25 protein-coding genes and 2 pseudogenes are annotated in these 22,016 nt (G+C 61.8%); 12 read left to right on the forward strand and 15 right to left on the reverse strand.

Annotated elements, in window-relative coordinates; all coding sequences use genetic code 11:
• Positions 1-3 precede the first annotated feature (3 nt).
• The gene (locus tag HUW10_RS00600) at positions 4-486 is read left to right on the forward strand and encodes a GNAT family N-acetyltransferase (RefSeq protein WP_174501816.1); all 483 of its coding nucleotides are present in this window, start codon (positions 4-6) and stop codon (positions 484-486) included.
• Positions 487-620: 134 nt separating this feature from the next.
• Positions 621-1,061, forward strand: coding sequence for a VOC family protein (locus HUW10_RS00605; protein WP_174501815.1), 441 nt, complete (start codon positions 621-623; stop codon positions 1,059-1,061).
• 143 nt (positions 1,062-1,204) lie between these two features.
• On the opposite strand, the gene istB is transcribed toward HUW10_RS00605, so the two are convergent.
• Positions 1,205-2,080 (reverse strand): IS21-like element helper ATPase IstB, encoded by an 876-nt coding sequence (gene istB / locus HUW10_RS00610; protein ID WP_174501838.1) that lies wholly within the window; start codon positions 2,078-2,080, stop codon positions 1,205-1,207.
• A pseudogene (gene istA / locus HUW10_RS00615) lies at positions 2,077-3,537 on the reverse strand (IS21 family transposase). The gene istB and the pseudogene istA overlap by 4 nt, the downstream one beginning before the upstream one ends.
• Positions 3,538-3,752: 215 nt before the next feature.
• On the opposite strand from istA, the gene HUW10_RS00620 reads away from it, so the two are divergent.
• The 3 genes from HUW10_RS00620 (at position 3,753) to HUW10_RS00630 (ending at position 6,208) form a co-directional block, all read left to right on the forward strand.
• On the forward strand, positions 3,753-3,998 hold the full coding sequence (locus HUW10_RS00620; protein ID WP_174501811.1) for a hypothetical protein: 246 nt from the start codon (positions 3,753-3,755) through the stop codon (positions 3,996-3,998).
• A gap of 81 nt (positions 3,999-4,079) precedes the next feature.
• Entirely contained in the window at positions 4,080-5,276 is a 1,197-nt protein-coding gene (locus HUW10_RS00625) for a hypothetical protein (protein WP_174501839.1), read from the forward strand.
• Positions 5,273-6,208, forward strand: coding sequence for a hypothetical protein (locus HUW10_RS00630; protein ID WP_174501840.1), 936 nt, complete (start codon positions 5,273-5,275; stop codon positions 6,206-6,208). Before HUW10_RS00625 ends, HUW10_RS00630 begins: the two co-directional genes overlap by 4 nt.
• Positions 6,209-6,305: 97 nt before the next feature.
• On the opposite strand, the pseudogene HUW10_RS00635 reads toward HUW10_RS00630, so the two are convergent.
• Positions 6,306-6,638 (reverse strand): annotated as a pseudogene (locus HUW10_RS00635) (transposase); the annotation flags it as partial.
• Between the two features lie 26 nt (positions 6,639-6,664).
• On the opposite strand from HUW10_RS00635, the gene HUW10_RS18605 reads away from it, so the two are divergent.
• Complete coding sequence (locus HUW10_RS18605; RefSeq protein WP_371808605.1) at positions 6,665-7,000, forward strand: hypothetical protein; 336 nt, start codon at positions 6,665-6,667, stop codon at positions 6,998-7,000.
• Positions 7,001-7,017: 17 nt separating this feature from the next.
• Positions 7,018-7,638 carry an Imm5 family immunity protein gene (locus HUW10_RS00645; RefSeq protein ID WP_236656140.1) on the forward strand — a complete coding sequence of 207 codons (621 nt, stop codon included), beginning with the start codon at positions 7,018-7,020 and terminating at the stop codon, positions 7,636-7,638.
• A 464-nt stretch (positions 7,639-8,102) separates the two neighbouring features.
• Here the strand turns inward: HUW10_RS00645 and HUW10_RS00650 are convergent, their stop codons facing one another.
• From HUW10_RS00650 to HUW10_RS00695, 10 genes are all read right to left on the reverse strand, one after another.
• Positions 8,103-8,393, reverse strand: a complete 291-nt coding sequence (locus tag HUW10_RS00650) for a type II toxin-antitoxin system RelE/ParE family toxin (protein WP_174501841.1) — start codon at positions 8,391-8,393, stop codon at positions 8,103-8,105.
• A gap of 2 nt (positions 8,394-8,395) precedes the next feature.
• A complete protein-coding gene (locus HUW10_RS00655) occupies positions 8,396-8,569 on the reverse strand; it encodes a hypothetical protein (protein ID WP_162839082.1) in 174 nt (57 codons plus the stop codon).
• Positions 8,570-8,706: 137 nt separating this feature from the next.
• Positions 8,707-8,925, reverse strand: a complete 219-nt coding sequence (locus HUW10_RS00660) for a hypothetical protein (protein ID WP_174501842.1) — start codon at positions 8,923-8,925, stop codon at positions 8,707-8,709.
• Positions 8,926-9,361: 436 nt separating this feature from the next.
• Positions 9,362-10,423 (reverse strand): ArdC family protein, encoded by a 1,062-nt coding sequence (locus HUW10_RS00665; RefSeq protein ID WP_174501843.1) that lies wholly within the window; start codon positions 10,421-10,423, stop codon positions 9,362-9,364.
• Positions 10,413-10,601 carry a hypothetical protein gene (locus HUW10_RS00670; RefSeq protein WP_174501844.1) on the reverse strand — a complete coding sequence of 63 codons (189 nt, stop codon included), beginning with the start codon at positions 10,599-10,601 and terminating at the stop codon, positions 10,413-10,415. Before HUW10_RS00670 ends, HUW10_RS00665 begins: the two co-directional genes overlap by 11 nt.
• A gap of 214 nt (positions 10,602-10,815) precedes the next feature.
• Complete coding sequence (locus HUW10_RS00675) at positions 10,816-11,019, reverse strand: hypothetical protein (protein WP_174501845.1); 204 nt, start codon at positions 11,017-11,019, stop codon at positions 10,816-10,818.
• A 65-nt stretch (positions 11,020-11,084) separates the two neighbouring features.
• Positions 11,085-11,495, reverse strand: coding sequence for a type II toxin-antitoxin system VapC family toxin (locus HUW10_RS00680; RefSeq protein ID WP_011930441.1), 411 nt, complete (start codon positions 11,493-11,495; stop codon positions 11,085-11,087).
• On the reverse strand, positions 11,492-11,794 hold the full coding sequence (locus tag HUW10_RS00685; protein ID WP_231844541.1) for a type II toxin-antitoxin system VapB family antitoxin: 303 nt from the start codon (positions 11,792-11,794) through the stop codon (positions 11,492-11,494). The genes HUW10_RS00680 and HUW10_RS00685 overlap by 4 nt, the downstream gene beginning before the upstream one ends.
• Positions 11,795-11,923: 129 nt before the next feature.
• Positions 11,924-12,445: a GNAT family N-acetyltransferase gene (locus HUW10_RS00690; RefSeq protein ID WP_371808603.1), complete on the reverse strand. Its 522-nt coding sequence runs from the start codon at positions 12,443-12,445 to the stop codon at positions 11,924-11,926.
• The gene (locus HUW10_RS00695) at positions 12,442-12,741 is read right to left on the reverse strand and encodes a DUF1778 domain-containing protein (protein ID WP_174501846.1); all 300 of its coding nucleotides are present in this window, start codon (positions 12,739-12,741) and stop codon (positions 12,442-12,444) included. Before HUW10_RS00695 ends, HUW10_RS00690 begins: the two co-directional genes overlap by 4 nt.
• A gap of 392 nt (positions 12,742-13,133) precedes the next feature.
• Here HUW10_RS00695 and HUW10_RS00700 point away from each other — a divergent pair, with 392 nt between their 5' ends.
• Complete coding sequence (locus HUW10_RS00700; RefSeq protein ID WP_174501847.1) at positions 13,134-13,400, forward strand: WGR domain-containing protein; 267 nt, start codon at positions 13,134-13,136, stop codon at positions 13,398-13,400.
• A gap of 113 nt (positions 13,401-13,513) precedes the next feature.
• On the opposite strand, the gene repC is transcribed toward HUW10_RS00700, so the two are convergent.
• A complete protein-coding gene (gene repC / locus HUW10_RS00705; RefSeq protein ID WP_174501848.1) occupies positions 13,514-14,914 on the reverse strand; it encodes a plasmid replication protein RepC in 1,401 nt (466 codons plus the stop codon).
• Between the two features lie 867 nt (positions 14,915-15,781).
• On the opposite strand from repC, the gene HUW10_RS00710 reads away from it, so the two are divergent.
• On the forward strand, positions 15,782-16,195 hold the full coding sequence (locus HUW10_RS00710; RefSeq protein ID WP_013635079.1) for an MbcA/ParS/Xre antitoxin family protein: 414 nt from the start codon (positions 15,782-15,784) through the stop codon (positions 16,193-16,195).
• Entirely contained in the window at positions 16,192-16,881 is a 690-nt protein-coding gene (locus HUW10_RS00715) for an RES family NAD+ phosphorylase (RefSeq protein ID WP_236656141.1), read from the forward strand. Before HUW10_RS00710 ends, HUW10_RS00715 begins: the two co-directional genes overlap by 4 nt.
• Positions 16,882-17,863: 982 nt before the next feature.
• On the opposite strand, the gene HUW10_RS00720 is transcribed toward HUW10_RS00715, so the two are convergent.
• Positions 17,864-18,787: a replication protein RepA gene (locus tag HUW10_RS00720; protein WP_013635080.1), complete on the reverse strand. Its 924-nt coding sequence runs from the start codon at positions 18,785-18,787 to the stop codon at positions 17,864-17,866.
• 484 nt (positions 18,788-19,271) lie between these two features.
• Between HUW10_RS00720 and repA the strand changes: the two genes are divergently transcribed.
• Together repA and repB are read left to right on the forward strand one after the other, a co-directional pair.
• Positions 19,272-20,465 carry a plasmid partitioning protein RepA gene (gene repA, locus HUW10_RS00725; protein ID WP_174501850.1) on the forward strand — a complete coding sequence of 398 codons (1,194 nt, stop codon included), beginning with the start codon at positions 19,272-19,274 and terminating at the stop codon, positions 20,463-20,465.
• On the forward strand, positions 20,462-21,502 hold the full coding sequence (repB, locus tag HUW10_RS00730) for a plasmid partitioning protein RepB (RefSeq protein ID WP_174501851.1): 1,041 nt from the start codon (positions 20,462-20,464) through the stop codon (positions 21,500-21,502). The genes repA and repB overlap by 4 nt, the downstream gene beginning before the upstream one ends.
• Positions 21,503-22,016 lie beyond the last annotated feature (514 nt).

The following is a 22,016-nucleotide window of genomic DNA, read 5'->3' on the forward strand; positions in this document are numbered from 1 at the left end:
TGAATGGTGGTCCGCATACGTCGCTTTGACGAGAAAGATGCTCAGGCCCTAGCCGACTTGATGATCGAGATGGCTGGTTTCTACGGAGCCACTATCAGTTCTGATCTGGTAGTCGCTGAGGACGTGCTTCGCCGTGCCCGGCAGGTGGACATCATCGTAGCCCACGACGATGTTCGACTTCTCGGCTTTGCCACGTTCACCTCTCTCTACCCCGTCGCCGGCCTGCTCACATTCACTTACGTCCAGCAGGTTTATGTCGGCCACGCTGCACGCCGCCGTGGCGTCGCACAGAAGTTGATGGCTGGGATTGCACAGGCGGCGAAGGCCGCAGGAAGCACTAGGATCGAATGGTCCACCTCAAGAGAAAACGTGGCAGCGCGGTCGCTCTATGACGGGCTGGGCGCAAACGGGTTTGACAAGATTTATTATGTGCTTGAGGGGTCAGCCCTCGATCAATTAGCCGCACGAGGACAGCAAGACGCGTAGGTCTGGTTTCCCCCAAATGCGCTGAGTCTGCACGAAAATCAGGAATTTCGCACGAGCGTGGCGAACTTGGGGGGGTAGCAGCAGCGGGCAGCTGTAATTACAGCGGTCGGATAGGGGTTAAAGGGCTTATTGGAATGGCAAACTCGGCGAGGCTGGTTCCGGAACTGGTGGTTTCGGACTTGGAGGTGAGCCTGCGTTTTTGGTGCAATCTGATCGGCTTCTCCGTAGCATTCGACCGGCCGGAAACCGGCTTCGCATACTTGGACCTTGACGGTGCTCAGGTAATGCTTGAGCAGCGCAACACGGCAGACGACCAATGGGTGACGGGGCCGCTCGAAGCACCACTTGGTCGTGGCATCAATTTCCAGATCAAGACACCGACCCTCCGGCCGATACTAGACCGACTGGCAAAAGCGGGATGTCCGCTATTCAAGGAGCCTGAGGAGGCGTGGTATCGAGCCAACACGGTTGAATTCGGCCAGCGACAGCTTCTGGTCATGGACCCGGATGGCTACCTGCTTCGTCTAATCGAAAACATTGGCCAACGCCCTTTCAGTGATACCACCAAAATTTAGTATCTGCTTGTCGATGCGCCTGAATGACCTGCAAATGTCAAAGCCCGGTCGTTTCCAGCCTCGATCTCGGCCTGCGTGTAGCGCGACAATCTGGATGAGAAGCGCGACGATCAGGATGAGAAAGTGATCGCGGCCTTGGAAGGTTAATCGGATTGGTTTGACGCTGGCAAGCGGGTTTGGGCGACTTGATTGTCGTGGCGCGACAATCTGATGTTTTCGGTGATTGTTGGGCGTGCTGGCGGCCGTCCTGGCCCGGTTCGGCGCTGGATTGCGGTTTTGCGGCGATAGCTTTCGACGTTCATCTCGAAGATGGTTGCGTGGTGGACGAGGCGGTCGACGGCGGCGAGTGTCATGGCGGGATCTGGGAAGACCTTTCCCCACTCGCCGAAGGGCTGGTTGGCGGTGATCATCAGGGAGCGGCGCTCGTAGCGTGCGCTGATGAGTTCGAAGAGAACCGAGGTTTCGGCCTGATCCTTGGTGACGTAAGCGAGGTCGTCGAGGATCAGCAGGTGGAATTTGTCGAGCTTGGCGATGGTGGCCTCGAGGGCGAGTTCGCGACGTGCGATCTGGAGCTTCTGGACGAGGTCGGAGGTGCGGGTGAACAGCACGCGCCAGCCATTCTCGACGAGGGCGAGGCCGATGGCTGCGGCGAGATGGGACTTTCCCCCGCCGGGCGGGCCGAAGGCGAGGAGATTGGCGCCGGTCTCGAGCCATCCGTCGCCGGAGCAGAGGGCGAGGACCTGGGCCTTGGAGATCATCGGCACGGCCTCGAAGGCGAAGGTGGCGATGGTTTTTCCGGGCGGCAGCCTGGCTTCGAGGAGGTGGCGCTCGATGCGCCTGCGGTCGCGCTCGGCGACCTCGTGCTCGGCGAGCGTGGCGAGGAGGCGTGCGGCGGGCCATGCTTCCTTGTCGGCGCGGGCGGCGAAGTCGGGCCAGACCTGCTTGATGGCGGGGAGCCTGAGCTCGTTGAGCAGCAGGGTAAGGCGCTGGGCGTCGACGGTGCGTGCGGTCTCGCTCATGCGGCTGCTCCCTGGAGCAGGATGTCATAGCTGGCGAGCGGCATGGTCGGGATGGTGAGTGCGGGCAGGCTGGCGGGATCGGGTGCGAAGCGCTGGCGGATGGCATTGAGGTCGGGCTGTCGGCCGGCGTTGCTATCGGCGGCGAGGACGCTGGCGAGTTCAGCCTCGCAGGCACGCTCATGGGCGATGGCGAGGAGTTCGACCATGATCCTGCACGCGTCCCTGGGCGATGTCTGCTAGAGCAGGTGCTCGAAGGTCCGGCGATAGGCATCGCGCGGGAAGAGCTGGTGGCGATAGACGAGATTGAGCAGAGCCATCGGCTTGCGGCGCAGGCTGTGGATGACGTGGCGGTAGTCGACGACGTGGCCGTGTCTGCCATCCGGTTGTGGCCGGCCGCGGGGGAGTGTCATCAGCGGGGTGGCGGCGAGGAACAGCTCGAGCCGGTTGTCATAGAGGCGGACGCGGAGCCGCTGGCCGATCAGGCGGGAGGGGACGGTGTAGAAGACCTTCCTGAGGGTGAAGCCGCCGGAGGAGGTGACGGTGACAACGGTCTCCTCGTAATCGGCGGTGCGCTGCTCGGGGAGTTTCTGCAGGGCGGCGCGCTCGGCGTCGATGCGCTCGGCGTGGCGCCGGTTCTGGCGGCCGACGATCTCGGCGATGAAGCGGCGATAGGCTTCGAGATCGACGAAGACTGTGCCGCCGCGCAGGAGAAGGGCGTCGCGGACCGCGCGCTTGAGATGGCCGTGGGGGCTTTCGATGGCGCCGTTCTCATGAGCGACACCGCGATTGTTGCGCGACGGGGTCATGCCGTAATGGGCGCAGAGCGCGTCATATCGGCGGGTCAGGTCGGCGACGTTCTCGGCGGCGAGGTTGCGAAAGGCGGCGGAGAGGCTGTCGCTGCGATGTTCGCGCGGGGCGCCGCCCAGAAGCCAGAGGGCGTTCTGCAGCCCCTCGGCGAGAGCGACGTAGCTCTCGCCGCCCAGGATGACATGGGCGTGCTCGAAGCCGGACCAGGCCAGGCGGAAGTGATAGAGCCTGTGGTCGAGCGGGGCGCCGGCGACGATGATGCCGAGCTCGTTCATATCGGTGAAGTCGGACAGGCCCATCGCGCCCGGCTCATGGGTCTGGCGAAAGATGACCTCCTGCTCCGGCCCGTGCAGCGCGCGCCAGGTGCGGATACGCCGCTCGAGCGTCCGCCGGACACCCGGGGCGAGATCGGGATGCCGCCGGCACATCTCCTCGAAGATCGCCACGGCCCTGAGGCCGGGCGCGGCTTCCAGCAGCGGCACCACCTCAGCGTCGAAGATCGTCGCCAGCGGATCCGGGCGGCGCCGGCCGCGCGGCGGCTTCGGCGATGACGGTAGGTGCCGCTCCTGCTCGAGCCGGTAGCCCGCGGCAGTGCTGAAGCCGGCCCTGGCGGACGCCAGGGCAACACCGTCTGTCTGTCGATATCTCATGAAAAGCCTCTTCTGGTGGTCGTTGATGTGGCGGCCGGGCACGAAGGTCTCCCCGTTGTGAGGAGGTATCCTCCGCGACCCGGACGGCCGCGACCACGGCGGCGCCCTGGCAAGGACGCTGCCCGGCTGGGGAGGCACCGGCTCCGGGCTACGCCCTCCGCCGGTGCCTCCCCAGCCGCATTCTCATCCTGATTGACGCTGGATTCTCACGTTGATTGCCGCGCGACAGCCTGCGCCTGCCCGAATCGCTCCGCCTGCTGCACGCGCGCCCGCCGCGACGGCGCGGGCCGGACATCCCCACCCCGGCGCAGGCCGCCTCGCGCGCACGTCACAGGTCGCACACGGAAGCCTGGGCCGTCCTGTTCCCGGCGCCGCCATCATCTCCGGGCCAGTTCCACCCGCAGGGCCGCCCGTCCGGCTATGTCCCGCCGCCGCGCACCCGGTCCCCGCCCGGTCGCTGACCATCCCCGCGCCCTCCCCGCCGGCCTCGCAGCAGAGCGCCGGCCCCCGGTCATGCGCGCCGCCCGGCCCGGCGCCCGGTCATGCCCGGCGGCACGATTTACTGGACCGCATCGCCGCCGGTAACCTCGCCCGAACAGCAGGAGGCGGTGATGGCTGGACGCGCATACCAGATGAGCTGGGGCCCCTATTTCGGCCAGGCCGAGGCGTCGGTCCACCTGTCCCGCTTCGCGGATGCGACCGTCGGCCGCGAGACCGGAATCCTCTTTTCCGACGGTCAGACCTGCATGGTGCTGCGCCAGCCGGTGCTCGACGCCGACGGGCTCGGCCATTCGATGATCGCGCGATGGATGCCGCCGCACCCGCCGGCGCCGACGCCCGGATTGATGCAGCGGATCGAGAACGTGTTCGAACGGGCGATGACGATGGAGGGCGAGGCCGCGATCGCCCGCGCCCAGGGCGAGATGGCGCTGGGACAGGCGCTCGCCCGCTTCCTCGGCAGCGAAACCGGCGAGCACGCGGTCGGCATGGCGTTCGACCTGCTCGGCCTGCTCGCGGCGGCGCTGCTGCTGTTCGTGCCCGGCGTGGGCGAGGCGGAAATCGGCGTTCTCGCGGCAAGTACCGGAAGCCTGGCCGGAACCGGCTCCCTGCTCGGCGCGATCGTCGACGGCAAGACCGAGGCCCACAAGTGGGGCCACAGCCCGGCGGCGGAGACGCTGTCGCTGCTGGCACTGGTGCTGGCCCTGCCGGACCTGCCGATCGGCGGGATGGCGACGCTGCGGGACCTGCGGAACGCCCCGCAGGCGCTCGATGAAATCGAGGCGGCGGGCAGCGAGGCCGCCGGCTTCACGGCGAAGCAGACGACCCGGCTGGCCAAGGCGGAACGGCTCGAGACCGACAATGCGGGCCTGCCCGCCTGGCGCGTGGCCAAGCGGGCGGACAAGGCCACCACGATCCGCGCCGATGCAGGCCGGCTGGCGAAACGGGCGGCGGACGCCAGCAACGAGGCGCATCGCCTCGCGTTGAAACTGGGCACCACGGCGATGGTCAATGCGCCGGCGAGCTTCGTCGGCGTGCCGGTCGTCGGTGGCTATTTCGCGCGGGACAACTGGCAGCACCCGGCCGAACCCTTCATCGCGGCCTGGCACGAGGCCGGCGCGATGCGGAACTGGGCGGCGCGGCTTCTCTCGCCCCGGGGGCACGCGGCTCGGGGACCGGGCGGCGGACTTCTGGGCATCCAGATGGGCGTCTCCAGCAAGAGCCGGGCAACGCGGCGGTGAACCGACCTCGTCCGCAGCCGCCATCCGGCAAGACCGCGCAGGCAGGACGGGCCCGGCCCTCGCGTGGCTTCAGACCGGAGAGCGCGTTCGGATTCGTCACCATCTCCGACGGCGCGCTGCTCGCCGGCATGATCGGCCAGGCGCTCGCGCACGCCGCCGGGCAGGCCGCGATCTTTGCCCCCTTCGTCCACGGCGAACTCCACGGCACCATGTTCGTGATCCCGACCTTCATGATCGGCGCCGCCCTCGGGCAGTCCTATGCGTATGTCTCGCAGCAGGTCACACTCTGGCTGCCGCTGGTGCGGATGCTGCTGCTGGCGCATCTGCCGCTGCTGGCGCTCGGGCTCCTCGACCTCGCCGTCTTCCCGCATGGCGCAGTCAACTTCCTGTTCCTCTCGGGGCCGATGGCGCTCCTGTCGACGGCCCTGCTGCCCTATATCTGGCGCGGCGCGCGACGCCATGCGACGGACACCGTCCCATCGCCCGAGGAACGCGCCCGCTCCCCCCGCGACAGGGCGGCCATCCTGGCCTGGCCGCTTTGCGCGGTCATCGTCTGGCTGGCGCTGGTGCCCATGCTGGCGATCCGGACCGCGACGAGCATCGACGATTTCGCCATGCTGGTGACCATCGGCGCCTGGTCCGTGCTCGTCCTGCCGGCCCTGGTCGTGCCGATCTACCAGATCCGGCAGCGCCGCCTGCGGCCGCGGCTGAACGCGGTGCTGTTCTCGGTGACCGGCGCGGCGCAGCTGGGGCTGACGGCGTTCTATGGCGCGATGGCCCTGCGGGTCTCGGCGCTGGGCTACACGTTCGGCGCCACCGCCGCGCTGATGCCGGTCATCCATGTGATCGCGCTGGTGCTCCTCGCCACCAGCCCCTTCGCCATCCTGCTGCTGCGCGCGGCCAGACCGGGATACCGCACCCTCCCGCCCTGACCCGAAAGGCGACACACCAGCCCGGCCAACATGCGTCCAGCGCATGGCAACATCCCCGATGCGGCATTGCAACTTCGCGCGAACCCACCGACATCACTCAGTAGTCGGTAATATAGGCGACAGTTGGTGCTTTGAAGAATGATTGCACGAGACGTGGTTTGCGCTTGATGGCGGCGAGTTGGGCTTCGATTTTGTCCTGAAGCTTTTCGCCTTGGCGTAGCGGAGTCCGGGCGACGCCCGTCCGCTTCATGTGGCTCCAGACCAGTTCATCTGGGTTCAGGTCAGGGGCGTAGCCTGGCAGAAAATGCAACGTCAGCATTCCATTGGTCGACGCCACGTAGGCTTTCACCAGCGCTGTTTTGTGGGCAGGCAGCCCGTCGAGGACCAGGTGCACCGGCCTCGTGCGGTGCCGCATCATCCGGCGTAGCAGCGCCGACAGGGGTCGGAAAATCGTGGCTGGCCTGTGCCCTCGGTCACACGGCATGTCGCGATGACAGGACCGTGCTCTATCAGCGCGCCCCCAAACTCTTCGCAGAACTCGCGGTCGCCGCCCTCAAACGAAAGTGTACGAAAAACGTGTGTTTTCCGTCATCGCGCGATCCCGGCCTCAGAACCGTGCTCTCCGCTCAAACCCGCAGAAAACCTCGATCCCAACCAGTCAACGTTCCCACTTTGTCCGCTTATGCTACAGCCTATGGCGTTTCGTTACTTCTGGCCAGACAGTCACCGATCCGGACGGAACATGGAAGTTTGGAGTTGATGGAGCGATCTCAGGGCCGAAATAATGAATAGCGATTGCGAGGCATCAATTGACGAATTCTCTTACGCTTGCACACAGCATTGACATTGCCCGGCATGAGCTGGAAGCAAGCGGCCGTGTCAGCCTGCCCAGGAGACGTGCAATCTGGCGCGCGATGTACCCTGATGTCGAAACCAAACACGGGTGCGACATCGGTCATCGCCGACTTGTTCTGCTGGATATTCTCACGGTCCAGCGCGTAATGCCGCTTTGGCACGCGGTGTTTCCCTCTGATGACTCGCCGGCTTCGATGCTGCGAATTGCTCTTGATATCGCCTTCGGGCGTTCGGATCCGATCCTGGCTGAAAAAACCCGAGACTCGTTATATGTAGATATCGTCGAGAACCGTATCTACGCAAAAGGTCAGGAGATGGCATTGTTTGTCGGCCATGCGGCGGCCAACACCATCACCACGGCTCTCTTCCAAGGCGTTCCGGACGAAAACGCCGATGTCGATGACGAGGATCTTGATCCGGAAAGCTTTGAGCCGAGCATGCTTGCAGCCGCAGCGGAGGCTGGTGGATTACCCTGGGCCGAAGCCACCAACCGGGAAAAAGAACGCGCTTTTTGGGACTGGTATCTGGGGACTGCCATTACCAGGGCCTATGAGATGACGGGTGATCCAGCTTAGTGTGCCTTCCCAGTCCGTAAAATTCATGAACGCACCAGAATTCTGCATTATGGAATTTCGCCGGAAGTCCCGGGGAAGTCGTCACATAGTCGCCGCACAGGCCGCCGGCGAACCCCAGAGTAACCCCGCTACAGAGACTGTCAAAGCACCCCGCCAGAAGCGGGCCATGGCGGCGCGAATACTTGGAGCGAGCGACTGGCGGCGATCACGAAACCGATGAGGCAACGAACCGACGCCAGGTGCGGCACGGCCTGCAAGCCGTAAACGCAAGGTCAACGGTGGTGGGCACAAAAAGAGAACGCTGACAACGGCCAGATCAGCGGGGAGCCAACATTCCGGGGAGCTAAACACAAGGAAAACCTTGGGTGAAATAGGTCTGATTGGCTGTCGTTTGTATCAAAATGAGAAATCCGGGGGGATGTTATACGAACCCCCAAGACGGCCCTGAAGGGGCCGTATCGATCTCACGGTAATGCCTCACTGCGGTCCCGTGCACCATGCCAGATGCGGAGGATTCGAACCAAATCGGCGTTCATGTCGATCTCGTAGACGATCAGATACGGCCACACGGCCACCAGTTCGCGGGTGCCGGCAACCAGGCCGAGGCGGCCCCGGTTGGGAAATGGCGCCAGGCTGTCGCCGGCGAGGACCAAAGAGCGCAAGAGATTCGCTGCCGCATGGGGGTTCAGAGGCTCGAGATAGGTGACGATGGAATCGCGGTCCGCCAAGGCGAGCGGATGCCATTCGACCCGCACGCTCAGTGACCGGAGATCTTCCGGTTCAGCCGTTCGATCTCACGCAGGAGATCGGCGCGCACCTGTTCATGCGGCACACCTGGACGAGGATCGGCACGCGCCTCGGCGATGGCGGCCTCGAGAAGCCTGCGCTCGGCCTCGAGCTCGGGATCAATCTGGGGGACTGTCTGGTTCATTCGGCGAACTCCAGGTGTAACTTCTGAGAGGCCAATCAGATCCTGCATCCATGTTGGTTGCACGCGCCAGAAGATTTGACTTCCTGACGACGGCCGGCTTCTCGGTGCACAGGAAACCGGTCGGTATTCAGTATCACCTATATCGTGTGCGGCGGGCAACCCGCCGATAGCGACAGCCGATGTCTGGAATAGGCGGTGATGTCCGGACAGTAACCTACCTGAACCACGACGAAGGCGCCGGCCGGACCCAGTGGGCGGGCGGCCATTTTTCCCCTGGGCTTTGGCTTCGCCTCGGATAGGCCGGACACCATGCCTTCTTTTCTGGCCTGGTTGATTTTGGCGTCGCTCAGGATCATGCCGGCTTCCAAGACCCCATGTCCGCCGCAGATAGCGCGTTCTTTAGCCAAGATTTCAATGCGATGTAACGCCTTCTTGTTGTGGCCGCAGATGCGTTTCCAAAGCTATGCTGCGTCGCACAAAATTCATGTTGAAGCCTCTCTTGGCTGAGCTATATCTCGTCCAACGGGGGTCATGCCCCGTTGGACGTTTCCTCCCTAAACTTGGCGGCCGCAATGGTCGCCATTTTTTTTGCGCCGATCCGATTGGCTGGAAGTGTCCGCAATGACCGAACGCCATCCTCTATCCGAAAAAAGTCCTTTTAGCCTGTCGTGGTCCGGCATTTCATCTATGGATATGGCCCGACGCACCGCGTGGATCGCCGGATAGGCCTCGGAGGACAGATTGTCGCTGGCCGGGATCGAAGCGGGCTTTTAGTTGGCAGATCCTCATGATTTACCGCCCTGCCGTTGCACGCCGTGCCTGCCGCTCCTGCTCGGGCTGTTCGGCTCGTTCCGCCCGCCGGATTTCCGCGCCGCTCTCAGCGGCCCGCTGCCAGTAACCCCGCGCCTGCTCACCCGTCTGGCTGTCAGCCTGGCCAGTGATCTGCCCTGCCTTCTGCTCGGCTCGCAGCGCCATCAAATACCCGGAAATCTTCTCGGCATCGGCAGCCGCCCGGAAGATCCCTCGCGCGTCTTGCTGCAAGGCTTTGATCCAGCTTCCGACATAGGCCGCATGCTGGCCCGGATCATGGCCGATCCCCAGCTTGTCCGCGATCATCAGCGAGGCGATCTCCGCCCTTAGCTCCTCCCGCGCGTAGGCTTCCGATCCAAACGGGGTGCCAAGATCCGGCCGGTTCAGCCGCGAGGGGTGCCCTGTGGCGTGCCCCAGTTCATGCAGCGCCGTGCTGTAAAACCGATCCGCCGTCTTGAATTGCTCGCGCTCGGGCATCGTGACCCGGTCTTGCGCCAGGGTGTAAAAGGCCCGGTCGCCGGGCCGGTAGATGATCGGCACTCCGGAATTGCTCATGATCTGCTCGGCTGCGGCGTGGCGTTCCCATTCCGCCAGGGCGGGCCGGGCCTCGATCTTCGGCATGCCGGCGATCTGCTCGGCATTGAACACCACCGCCGAAAACACCCGCGGCCGTTCCAGCTCGACGCTGCGGTAAACCTGATTGCCTTCGGCATCCTTCACCGGCCGTCCCTGCTCGCCCTTCACCGGCACCCGGTCAAACTTCTTGAAATACTGGATCAGCGTGCCCTTTTCGCCCTTCATCACCTGGGCATCGAGGCTCTGCGCCTGCTTGTAGGTGGTCCAGCGCGGATCGCTATAGCCCTTCATCTCGGCCACTGCCATCAGCCAGATCGCGTTGCCGCCTTGGTAATCCTTGCCGGTGATCGCGTTGTAGGGAATGAACCGGAGGCCGCTCGGCTCCCACGGTTTCACCCAGGGCGCGGTGCCATCCTCCAACTGCTTGACGATCGAGGCGGCAACCGTCTGGGCATAATCACCGGCCATGCGTGGCCTCGTTGGTGTTCTCTACGTCCGCATTGGAGTCCCAGGCATCCGCCTCATCGAGTGCCGTTTCCTCAACCAGTCCCAGCTGCTCGACCTCAGCCGGGTCGATCTCCACCATGACGCCCGGCCGCATCAGATCGGCCAGATCGCGCGAGATGATTGGTTTCTTCGGGTCCATCGCTCTCCTCCTTCTCAACGTGCTCTGTATCGTCCGGCGCAATCGGACGGCCCTACCGCGGCCCCCTACCCTTCCCCGGCACGCGCGGGAGGGCTGCGCAAGCCAACCTTGTTGCACAGGCCATCGGTCGGATCGGACTCATAGGATATGTTCGGAGCAGTGTTGCGGTGCGGCTCGGGATCTTCCGCCATGCCCGCAAACCGAACCGGGGGCATTAGCGCTTGCCCCGGATCGCGGCGATCATCCGGCGATCCAGGCCCGCCATGTCGGTCTCACCCCGAATGCACCGCTCATTCACAGCCTCAAGCTCCGGGTGATGAACATAACCCTGGCGGTTATTCGCTGCACGGGCCTGCTCGATCGCGCGCCAGCGCCGCATCATCTCGGATTCCGAAATTTTGCCGACCAGCCGGTCCATCCAGCGGCGCCTCATTACTACCGGAAGTAGAGGTTAAGCAGAAGCGCAGCGAAGTTCAAGGAACCTCAAAGGTTCATTTCGGCTCGGCGAATGTCTGTCTTGGAAAAATCATCACCTTTGAACAGCAGCGCCGCCCGATAAGATTTGGCAGCGCCATAGGCAAAGCAATCGCCCATATTCAAGGCGGCCGGATGCCGCCCCTTCCCGAAATCGGCATAAGCCTGGATTGCCAGATCATACTCACGCTCGCCAAGAGAAATGACCTCGATCCCGAGCGCGCTCATAAAGCTCTTCACCTTTTGCCGGGCACCGTCCATCGAAAGGCCGAAGCTGCGGCAGAGCCCGGCCGTCGCCTCCCACATGGCAACCGGCGAGACGAGACGGGTGCGTTCCTGGGCCAGAAGATCCGCCAGCATGTCGGCATCCTCCTCGCCGGCGATCATCGCGATCAGGGCCGAGGCATCGATGAAGATCATTCCCCCTCCCCCGACAGATCATCGAAAAATGCCTTGTCTGCCTTCAACCCTGTGGGCGGCGGCAGCGGATTGGCTTCGCGCCACTCACGCAGGCGCTCGCGCAAGGGCTTGGCTTCGCGGGTTCGGTCAAGCTCGGCCTGCACCGCAAGCCGCACGGCATCCTGTTTGGTTAAACCCCGCTCTTTCGCCAGTTTGGCGACAAGCTCGGCGGTCGCATCATCGCGGATATAAAGGGGCATGGGCGCCTCAAGATATTCAAATATCTGATTAAAGATATCTCGATATTCAGCCTGGAGCAAGGATATCCACCAGAACATCGCCTGCTCGACATATGCCTACGCCACGGAATGGATTTCGAGGCTCTCCCATTGCCAGTGCTACCTTCACCGCCGAACGGCTTCCATGACCGAATGCCAGGAACTTGGCTTTTACCTCCCACCCCCCACACCGAGTGACGCCGCGATATCGCTGATCGAGCGGAGCAGGACCAACGGATCGTCCCTCGATTGCTCAAAGCCGCGCCGCTGCCAGAATTCGGCGGCTTCCCTGTCGACCGCGTTGACCATCAAGGCCCGACCGCCAATAAGCGAAGTCGCCTGAACGCAGCGCTGAAGGGCGTGCTTTACAAGGCCGGTGCCGATGCCCAACCCTGCCCACCTGGTGTCGATCGCCAGTTGACCGAGTAGCATGCATGGAACGGGATTGGGTGGCTGCCCTGTCCGGATCGAGCGGGGCAGAACTGTCGGCACGATAGCGGTGGGAGCAAGGCCGTAATATCCAACAACACGACCAGCCTCATGCACAACGACGACGGCGGTAAAGCCCTTCTGCTGGTTGGAAAGCGCGCGCGATTTGAGCCATTGATCAAGCGGCGATTTCCCGCAGGAGAACTCCGATACATCGTGAGCAGCGGTAAGGGGTTCAGGCTCCGACAGCGGCAAATAGCTCACCGCTTGGCAACGTAACCGGGCTCCCACGGCGCGGGTCGCTTCAGGACTTCCACCATCTCCGGTACCGGAGCGGCGGGACGCGCCAACACCTCCATGAATTCGGCGAAGCCTTCCGCGCTCATCCGGATCAAGCCCTGCTCCATCACAACCTCTTCTGCCGCACGCACAGCGGCGTCGCGTACGAAATCCGTGCGCGAACGCCCGCGCAAGCTCGCAGCGCGATCGATCATTGCAACATCCGCCTCGGGCAAGCGCATCGAGATCGGGTATTCCTTGCGTTCAGCAACTGTGGCCATGGCTAATCTCCTTGCCTGCCATATAGCGCACCGTATCGCAGATTCCAATACATAAAGCTCGACACCATCACCAACGATCTCATGAGGAGGGGCACAGGATGACGGTGCGAGCGCAAGGTTCTTAAAAGCCTGGCTCATCAGGGCACAGGCCGCCTCGGCTTACTCGCTCCCCCTATCAATCACCCCGACATCACGCTTCATCCTTGACCCGACGGATTTGGGTGGCACGGGCATAGCCTCTTTGTTAGACTTTGCTGGTTATGAACTTCTCTCAACAAAATATCGAGGCAACCAGATCCAGTCAGATATATCGACACGCCTCGCTCCAACCTGACCGTCTGCAATATTCAGCATCTGACGCGTGTCGTGCGACAGAAAGGGATTTCAAATCGATGCAGTTGGCTCTGTTCCCAGAGCAAATCAGTCTCATCCGGGTCCGACCTGAACACAACGAAAAGCGCTACTACCAGATCGAGATCGTTACAGACCTGTTCGGTGCCGTAGGCCTCGCACGAACCTGGGGGCGGATCGGACGTTCCGCACACTCACGGTTTGACCCCCTCCCCGATCTCGGCACCGCCATCGATGCCCTCCGCCGCCTGGCCCGCGCCAAACGGCGCCGCGGCTATCAGGACTATCCATCTACAGGGTGGATCTGACAAAAATACAGTTCTGCGACAGCCAAGCTCAGGCGCATTCGAAGAGCCAAGTTCCGATCGATCAGGCCTTTGTAGCCGAGCGCGATGCAAACCACCCGGCTGTATTGCAGATATTAGATCGAGCGCGACGCGTCACATGCGTGCGACCTTGGTGGCCGCGGCATCCCGCTCGCTGCCCGGATCCCCCAGATCGATCGCGCTAGGTTCAGCTCGCCGGCCCGCGCCCGGGCCACCATCCCGTGGAAATATCCACCCGGCGAGCCGCGGAAGTGGTCGCTCGGCTTGGTCGAGACGATGGCCAGTGCCACCGCCGCCTGTTCGCGCCCCATCGCCAGGCATGCATCCCCCCATAGCGGCTTCGAGACACCGAGGTCATGACGCAGCCAGTCGGCCGCCTCCACGATCTCCGGCCATCCGGGCGAGGATTTCGCCAGGTAGGCCCGCAACCGGGGCGCCAGCCTGACCAGCTCGTCCGGCGTCATGCGGAACACCGTGCCGTCCGGCGGGATTTCAGGCTTTATCGCCCGACTGCCGGTCGACCGATGCCCGGCTTCCTTCCCATCTCCATTCCTGCCAGTCCTCGTCGAGCCTCCAGCGCTCGTGCCCGCGCCACCCGAGGTCGAGCTACGCTTTCTCAATGCAGATACGTGATCCGTAGGATTAAGAGTCTGGTTTGTATGTGTAATATGAGGCTCATCAGTGAGCCCCTTGGGGCTCATATTTGTTGATTCGACACCAGCCTTCACGGCTTCCTTCAGCGCGTCCATCGCCGCCTCGAGCCTGCCACGAAGGTCCGCCTGCCGGATTTCCAGCGTCGTCACGCCGAGCGTCACCTCGTCCAGCTCCTCGATGCGACGGATCCGCGCGACCAGGCGCCTCGCCTCATCCGCCTGGCGGGCCCACCCCTCGGCGATCCCGAGCTCTGTCGCCGTCTCCACGATCTGCTGGATCCCGCGCACGGCGATCGTCGCCCGCCGGCGCAGCTGCTTCAGCGCCTCGAAGCGGGCCCGGCCACGCTCTGCGATCTCCCGGAACTCGGCCTGGCGGACCGCAATGGGCGAGAGATCGAAGCCATACGCCTCGACGATCCGGCCGCGCAGGTCCCGCCGGCCATACCGCTTGCCGTTCGGACTGTCGCGCATGGTAACCAGCCCGAGATGGGCGAGCAGCCGGTTCAGCCGCTTCACCTGCGCCTCGCTCAGGCACAGCGCCTCCATCTGCATCGCCGCCGACGGCCAGACGATCGGCCGCGCGCCTTCCTGCCAGTCCTGCACCTGGGTGAAGCGGAACAGCCAGTCGATCGCCTGCGTGATCCGCGGGCCGAACCGCAGATACGGGGCCGCCGCCTTGAAGGCGGCCAGCACCCGGCCGGGGTCGACCTGGCCGCCCTCACTCACCGTACCGAAATCATCGGCGAGTCGCTCTGTCGCAACCATCCCGAGCGTGAGGCGCCGCGCGCCGCGCACGCCTCCTCGTTTGGGACCCGGCCCCGATTCGGGGCGGAAATTCTCCATCTTGATCCTCCATCAGTGTCGGATCGCGACGGGCAAAGCCCTCCCGTGAGCGGAAACGGCAATTTCCACTTGGCAGGATGGCTTCCGATGAGTATGTTCGGGATTGCGAAATCACCGAACGGCTCTCGGAGCCCGTAGCGAATTTAGCGAAAGCCCGCCCGGCAAGGCGGGCTTTCGCGCGTCTGGGTTATAAAGTTCTGGGTGAGGCCGCCCTCCATTCCTCAATGAGCTGCTGGAGCGCTTGGCCGCGGCTGCGCAGACCTTTTCGCTCCTTGATGGTGTCGATCAGGCTGATCGTCTCGTTCGGAAGGTGGACGAGCACACCTGTAGCGCCGCGCGCGCGTTGCCTGCGCCTGTAGCGTGCGCTCGCATCATCGCCGGCGGTACGTGTGTTCGGCATCCTGTTCACTCCACCATCTCTATGGCTAGTCAGTCACCATTCAGAGATTCACGGAGCGAGTCCACAGTTTCTTGCGCCCGAGTCGCGCTTAGCGGCTGATATAAAACGCCTTTTCCTAAAATTTTTCTTTGCACCCCCGAGTCGCAGACGGCGTAGATGGCTAGCCTGAGAGCGCCGGGCGCATGCGACTCGGGACCGGCAGTCCGACCTGCTGGATTTTGTCCGCCATCCGCAAACCACGGTCAGGGGGCAATTAGCCTGGTCCTGGGATCTTGTCCGGCTCTGCGGCACCGTGGCCGCTCGCTGCCGCAGTTCCTTAAACTGCCGCTACTGCATAGTTTCGGAATCTTCCTCGGGCCATAGGCCGACATTGTCCTTGCTGCTCCGGCCGATCGTGCAGTGACGCCCACTCACTCCCATTGCCAATTGGCACATCTCTATAATATAAGTGCCAGAGGAGAGCAGTTGTGAAATTCGCCACGGTTCAGCCACTCACGGCACGTCCTGACATTCCCGTTATCACAGATGAGGAAGCAACGGCGCTAGCTCGAGCTACCGTCAATCTTTTTCGCGCCTGGAGCCTGACCGATCAGGAAGCCCGAGTGCTCCTTGGCGAGATGGCCCAGCGGACATGGGCGCGCTGGAAGGCTGGTGACGTCGGCCGTATCGACCGTGACCTGCGTGCCCGGATGGCGATACTTATGGGGATCCATAAGGCGCTGCGCTATCTGTTCACCGACCCTGCCCGCGGATACGCGTGGATCCGCAAGCCCAACGACGCCTTCGAGGGTCGAAGCGGCCTGGATTTGATGTTGCGCGGAGAGATCACCGATCTGATGGACCTTCGGAAATACCTGGATGCAGAACGGGGCGCTTGGTGAATGTACCGATCCGCCGGGTGAGCTGGCCGCGCACCATACGCATTATCCGCTCTATCTATCCGCCGATTGATCTCTTTGAGGACATTGCCGACCCGGCGGACTGGGATGCTTTGGCCTCGGCGGAGGCCAAGTTCAACCCGCGCATCCGCGATAGCATCGGAGATCTGTCCAAGGTGCCAGTGGCGCGGCGCGTAACCGGGCCGGGCGCCAGTTGGGTTATGGCACCATTCGTTCATTGCTCACCTCTACGGCCTAGCCGATTCTCAGATGGCAGCTTCGGACTCTACTACGCGGGCGACCGCACGGAAGTCGCGATAGCCGAAACCATCCACCACCACGCCCGCTTCATGCGCGCCACCAACGAAGACCCCGGCTGGACCTCGCAGTTCCGCGAACTTGTCGGAACCATCGATGTAGATCTGGACGACGCGACCGGCCGTGCCGACCTCCTTCATCCCAATGAATATGTCGCCTCGCAGACCTTCGGAGCCGAACGACGCGCAGCAGGATCAAACGGCATCATATGGCCAAGTATCCGCTATCCGGACGGTCAGTGCATCGCTGTTTTCTGGCCCGACGTCATTCCGATTCCCATCCAGGGCGCGCATTATGCCTATCACTGGAACGGCAGCGCGGTGGATTACATCAAGCGTCTCGACGATGGCGTGGTCTGGGAGGTGGCGTAGCCGGCAACACCGCCCTGCACGTGGCCACACTCAGACACTCCGGACTCTTCCACCGCGGAGCCCCCCCCCGCGCCGCACATCACTCGCGTCACCAGGCGGATGGTATGGAGAAGGCTGAGGGGGGCGCGACCTGCTCCCCTGGGAGGTCCTCGGTTTAAGGTTTGCCAGTTCTCTCAAGCAGGAGCCAGGCAATAGGGCCGGCAAGGTTCGAACGAGCAGAACATTGGCATTTTGAAAGAGTATCAGGCGGGCTTGTCTGCGACTGATCTGTGCAGCAAGCACCGGGTTTTCCGTCTGCTCATGGGCTGATTTCCGGGCCATTGTCGTCCGGCGCCGCGCTTTACATCGCGTCATTCAGCATGCCGCGCACCCGATCGATCCGATTGGTGCCCATTTCGTCTGGTGAAGACCCGATCCCCTCACCAGAGTCCACGGGGTCATGCCGAAATCACGCTTCAAACCAGCGTCGGCTCCCGGTGCAATGCCGAGGTACCCATTCGGCACAAACCGTGGACTCTGGTGATATGCTTGGACCATTGCTCACTAAAGTCCACGGTTTGTGCCCAGAGTCAGGATGCAAACGAGTGTGGATTTTGGTGAGAGGCAGCGTTGGTGGGTGCGCAACCAGCCATATCGACCCTGTCAGCTGACAAGGGTGAGCGGCGGATAAACCTTTGATCTCGTGATGTTGACCTTGCGACCACAAATGATTCCGGATCTCGGGAAAAGCTCGACGACTAGGGCGTGGACTCTAGTGAGTTGCCATAGAACCGGCACCAGGGCGTGGACTCTGGTGAGATGCCATAGGACCGGCACCAGGGCGTGGACTCTGGTGAGATGCCATAGGACCGGCACCAGGGCATGGACTCTGGTGAGATGCCAAGAAAACAGAGATCAGGATGTGGACTTTGGTGAGGAAATCGAGCCTGGCGTGCTGGCGTGGACTCTGGTGATGCCAGCCTTGATGCGGAACAGTAGGTGTCTATCGGATCGATTGCACGCGAGGACGCACCGGTGGCCGGCTCGATTTCAGAATTACACCCTCGTCCACGATATCCACCTGCGCATCTGGATATACCGCAAGAGCCAGCTTCAGCGCACTCGGCCAGCGAGCCTTGAAATGATATACTTCTCGATAGCCGCAGCCGAACTGCGCCTTCAGAGCCTTCCAGGTGACTAGCTTTGCGGCGGGCAGTGCGTGCAGGCGGTAGGCCAGCCAGAGGTAGCAATCCAGCGCCCCGGGGTTGTTGTTGATGGCCTTGATGGCAGCTTCCTCAAGCGGAACCGGATGCTTTTGCAGCTGCTCGAAAAAGCCCTCCGAGAGTCGCGCCATTGAGAGCATCGGCTTTCCGCTGCCCTCCTCGGTATCTTCGACGAACAGGGCGCCGTCCATAATCGACTGGTTGATCAAACCGACTGATTTGCCGCCCTGAATGTGAAATGTCAGGCGGCAGCGGCTGATCCTCTCGGCCTGATCTTTGACCAACTTCGCTGTCTTGCCGCCGACGCTTACCCCGATTCGACTCAGCCAGTCCCGCAAAGAGCGCCCGAGCTCGATTTCTCTCGACCCGGTCCTGATCGCCTCGGTCTGAAGGTAGAGAAGGATAAGTCGTGCATGTGCCCCAAACGGTACACCGACGAAATCTAGAGGGCCTTCTTCGCTCCTGGGCTTCCGACCAGGCTCGACGACAAGCCTTGTTCTTTCAATGCTGATTTCCCATGGTTGATCATCCGCCAGCCTGCGATGAGGGAGGGCGCACTGAGCCCAACCCGAATAGGCAAAGCTCAGGGTCGTGTCCTCGTCCCCCATATACTGGGCCGCAGCTTCAACAAAACTGCGCTCGATACCGGCATCAAGCGCCCCTGCCCTTCCCCTCGCCTCGATTAGATTATGGATTTCTCCCATCGCATTTTCCAGTGACTCGGTGATCGGACAAATCCGATATAGCAAAGTTATCAACATCTGTCGCTGTGGACTTTGGAGAGGAAGCTATTTGGTAGAATATTAGATTCTTATTATTAGTTTCATCGCAAGGGTCCACGGGATAATCCTGTTAAGTCGTTGATTTTCCACTTCTGGTCTCTCTCAAGAGTCCACAGATTTTATCACTGAAGTCCACAAGAGAGGCTCACGACCTGTGGATAAGATCCTGCCGACCGGATCCGACTCGGGGTGCCTCCCCCCGCGAATCGCGGAACGCTGGCTCACCAAAAAAATGGATAGAACCGCATCTCAAGCACTTAATGGCAGTTCTTCAGCTATCATAAGAAGCCGAATTTTCTGGACAACAAGTTTCAAGGCCCATATGACATGACGGATAACGCCTGTCAGGGCGCATTTTTGCCGTCAGATCGAGGCGTCATTTAGTCTTCGGAGGGTTTCAATCATAATGGACCAGATCGAGTCGCCGCCTGACAAAATCGTCCGACATGCGACACTTTTGTCCAATCAACTTCATATATTGCGACAGCGCATGTATCCACCGGAGGCACAGAAATCCCTCAGGCCGTTTGCAACGCATGAAGTCTCGTCACTGACGTCTATCCCCGAATCGACGCTGCGGACGATGTCGATTGAGGGTAAGGGCCCGATCCCTTCGCGGCGTGAAAACAACCACCGGACTTATACGCTTGAGCAGGTCAACGAGCTCAGGCAATTCTTTGCCGCACAGAAGCCGAACGATGCTCTCCGCTACCTACCTCGCCGGCGCGCTGGCGAACACCTCCAGATCCTCGGAGTCGTGAATTTCAAGGGCGGTTCGGCCAAGACCACCTCAAGCGCGCATCTCTGCCACTACCTGGCGCTGCAGGGTTATCGGGTGCTGGCGATCGATCTCGATCCCCAGGCCAGCCTTTCCGCAATGTTCGGTGCCCAGCCCGAACTTGATGTCGGTGCCAACGAGACGATTTTCGCATCTCTGCGAAGCGGCGAAGACAGACGCCCGATGCGCGAGATCGTGCGCAAGACATACTTTACCGGGATCGATCTCATTCCTGGCAACATCGAAGTCATGGAGTACGAGCACGAGACCCCTCGCCTTCTTGCTGAGAGCAACGGCGGCGAAGCGGCTCTGTTCTTCGAGCGTCTCAGGGTGTCGATTGCCGAGGTTGAAGACGACTATGACATCGTCATTCTCGACACGCCGCCATCACTTGGCTTCCTGACTCTTGGCGCCATCTGTGCGGCCACCGGGCTAATTGTTACGGTTCATCCGGCAATGCTCGATATGATGTCAATGTCCCAGTTCCTTTTGATGATGGGGGATCTGATCAGTGTGATCGGTAGTGCTGGCGCAGCCCTGCAGCAGGACTTCCTCAAATACCTGATCACGCGACATGACCCTAACGACCAGCCGCAGACGCAAATCGTCTCGTTGATGCGCCACCTTTTCGCCGATGACGTCTTTATTCCGACCGCGATCGAAAGCACTGCGGTAGAGAGCGCCGGACTGCACAAGAAGAGCATCTACGAACTGGCACCCGGTGATGTCGGTCGTGACACGTATCGGCGTGCGCGGGATTCCATGGATGCCGTCAATTTCGCGATCCTCGAGATGATCAACAGGGCCTGGGGGCGCAAATGAGCAAGAAGCCATCACGATCGATCGTCGGCAGCTTCAACCTGCTTTCCGAATCCCTGCGCCCCGACAAAGAACCGGTCGAACCAAACAATCCGTCTTTCTCCCCCGCACCTCACCACACACCCAGGATGCCGGCCGGCGTTGTCGCGGCCACCGAGCGGTCGATCTCCCAACTCCGCGAGGAGCGTGACCAGCTTAGGGCCAGGCTTTCGAATATGGCCCCCGATGAGTTGGACCCGGCCATCTTGGAGCCCTCCCCGATCCCTGATCGTCTGCCGGACGATGATCAGGAAGGCTTTAATGCCCTGGTGGATTCAATTTCTGCCGAGGGACAGAAGCTTCCGATTCAAGTCCGCCCCCACCCATCCAAGCCCGGTCGCTACCAGATCGTCTATGGCCACCGTCGTTGGAGAGCCGCCCAGCATCTGGGTGTCAAAGTCAGGGCGTTCGTTGTCGCCCTGGACGACAGGGAACTGATCATCACGCAAGGACTGGAAAACGAGTCTCGACAGGATCTGAGCTGGATTGAGCGTGCGTCGTTCGCCAGAAAGATGGAAGACCGCAGGATAGATCCACGCGACATCAAAGGCGCACTGAGTATCGATGACGCCGAACTCTCGAAGATGCGGATGGTGACCCGCGTGATTTCGCGCGAGCTGATCGAGACCATCGGTCGTGCACCCAAGATCGGTCGTCCCCGGTGGCTCAACCTTGCCAAAGCGCTGGAATCCGATCCATCCAGGGAAGCGGACGTTCGCCAAACCTTGTCAGGTGACAAGGCCCCGGCCTCGTCGAACGAGCGCTTTAGCCTCGCCATGGCGACGCTTCAGGCAGAGCATTTGAAGTCGTCTGACGAGATCGATCTTCTGACCTCGAAAGATGTTCGAATTGGCACGGCAAGTTTTTCCGGGTCCAGCGTCACCATTCGGTTTAGCAAAGATCATGCTGCGCCGCTGCGGGAATTTATTCGAAGCGCACTCCCAGAACTCGCTGATGCCTATGAGCGGCAAGTTGCGTCCAACCGGTCCAAAAATGGCTGATCCAACCCCCAACCGAGTCAGACCAACGGCGCGTCCATTTTTTCCAAGGTTCGTCAGCTGTGTTATTGTACCGGATAGACCTTGTCAGATGACAAGGCGCTTGAGGGAGCGCGGCACCATGCCTCCGGTTCTATAAACAAAATCAGGAAAATTGTGTATTTGCGCAGCCCGTGCCCACCTTCCAGAACGGGTAGAGTCACTTCTCGCCGCGAACTTGTCAGCTGACAAGGCTACACTCGCGATAAGATTATGAGACATCAAGACAGATGTCCGTGAAAGGGGAGGGGCCGAATACACGGAGATGTCCGCCGTCTAAGGCGTCCTTGCCTTATCGGCACTCTCGTAGGCGACAATAAGCTGATTGCACTGGCGGCCTCAAGAACTCCCCGGGAGTTCCGTTTATGTACCTAGCGATGGTTCGCTCTCCATCGGCAGTCCCTTCGCATACGCAGCCTGCGGTGCCTGCTCGAGAACCATCGCGACAGCCTGCCGTTCGCCGTGTTCAATCGAAACC

Source organism: Acidiphilium sp. C61, from assembly GCF_905116885.1.
Taxonomy (GTDB): domain Bacteria; phylum Pseudomonadota; class Alphaproteobacteria; order Acetobacterales; family Acetobacteraceae; genus Acidiphilium.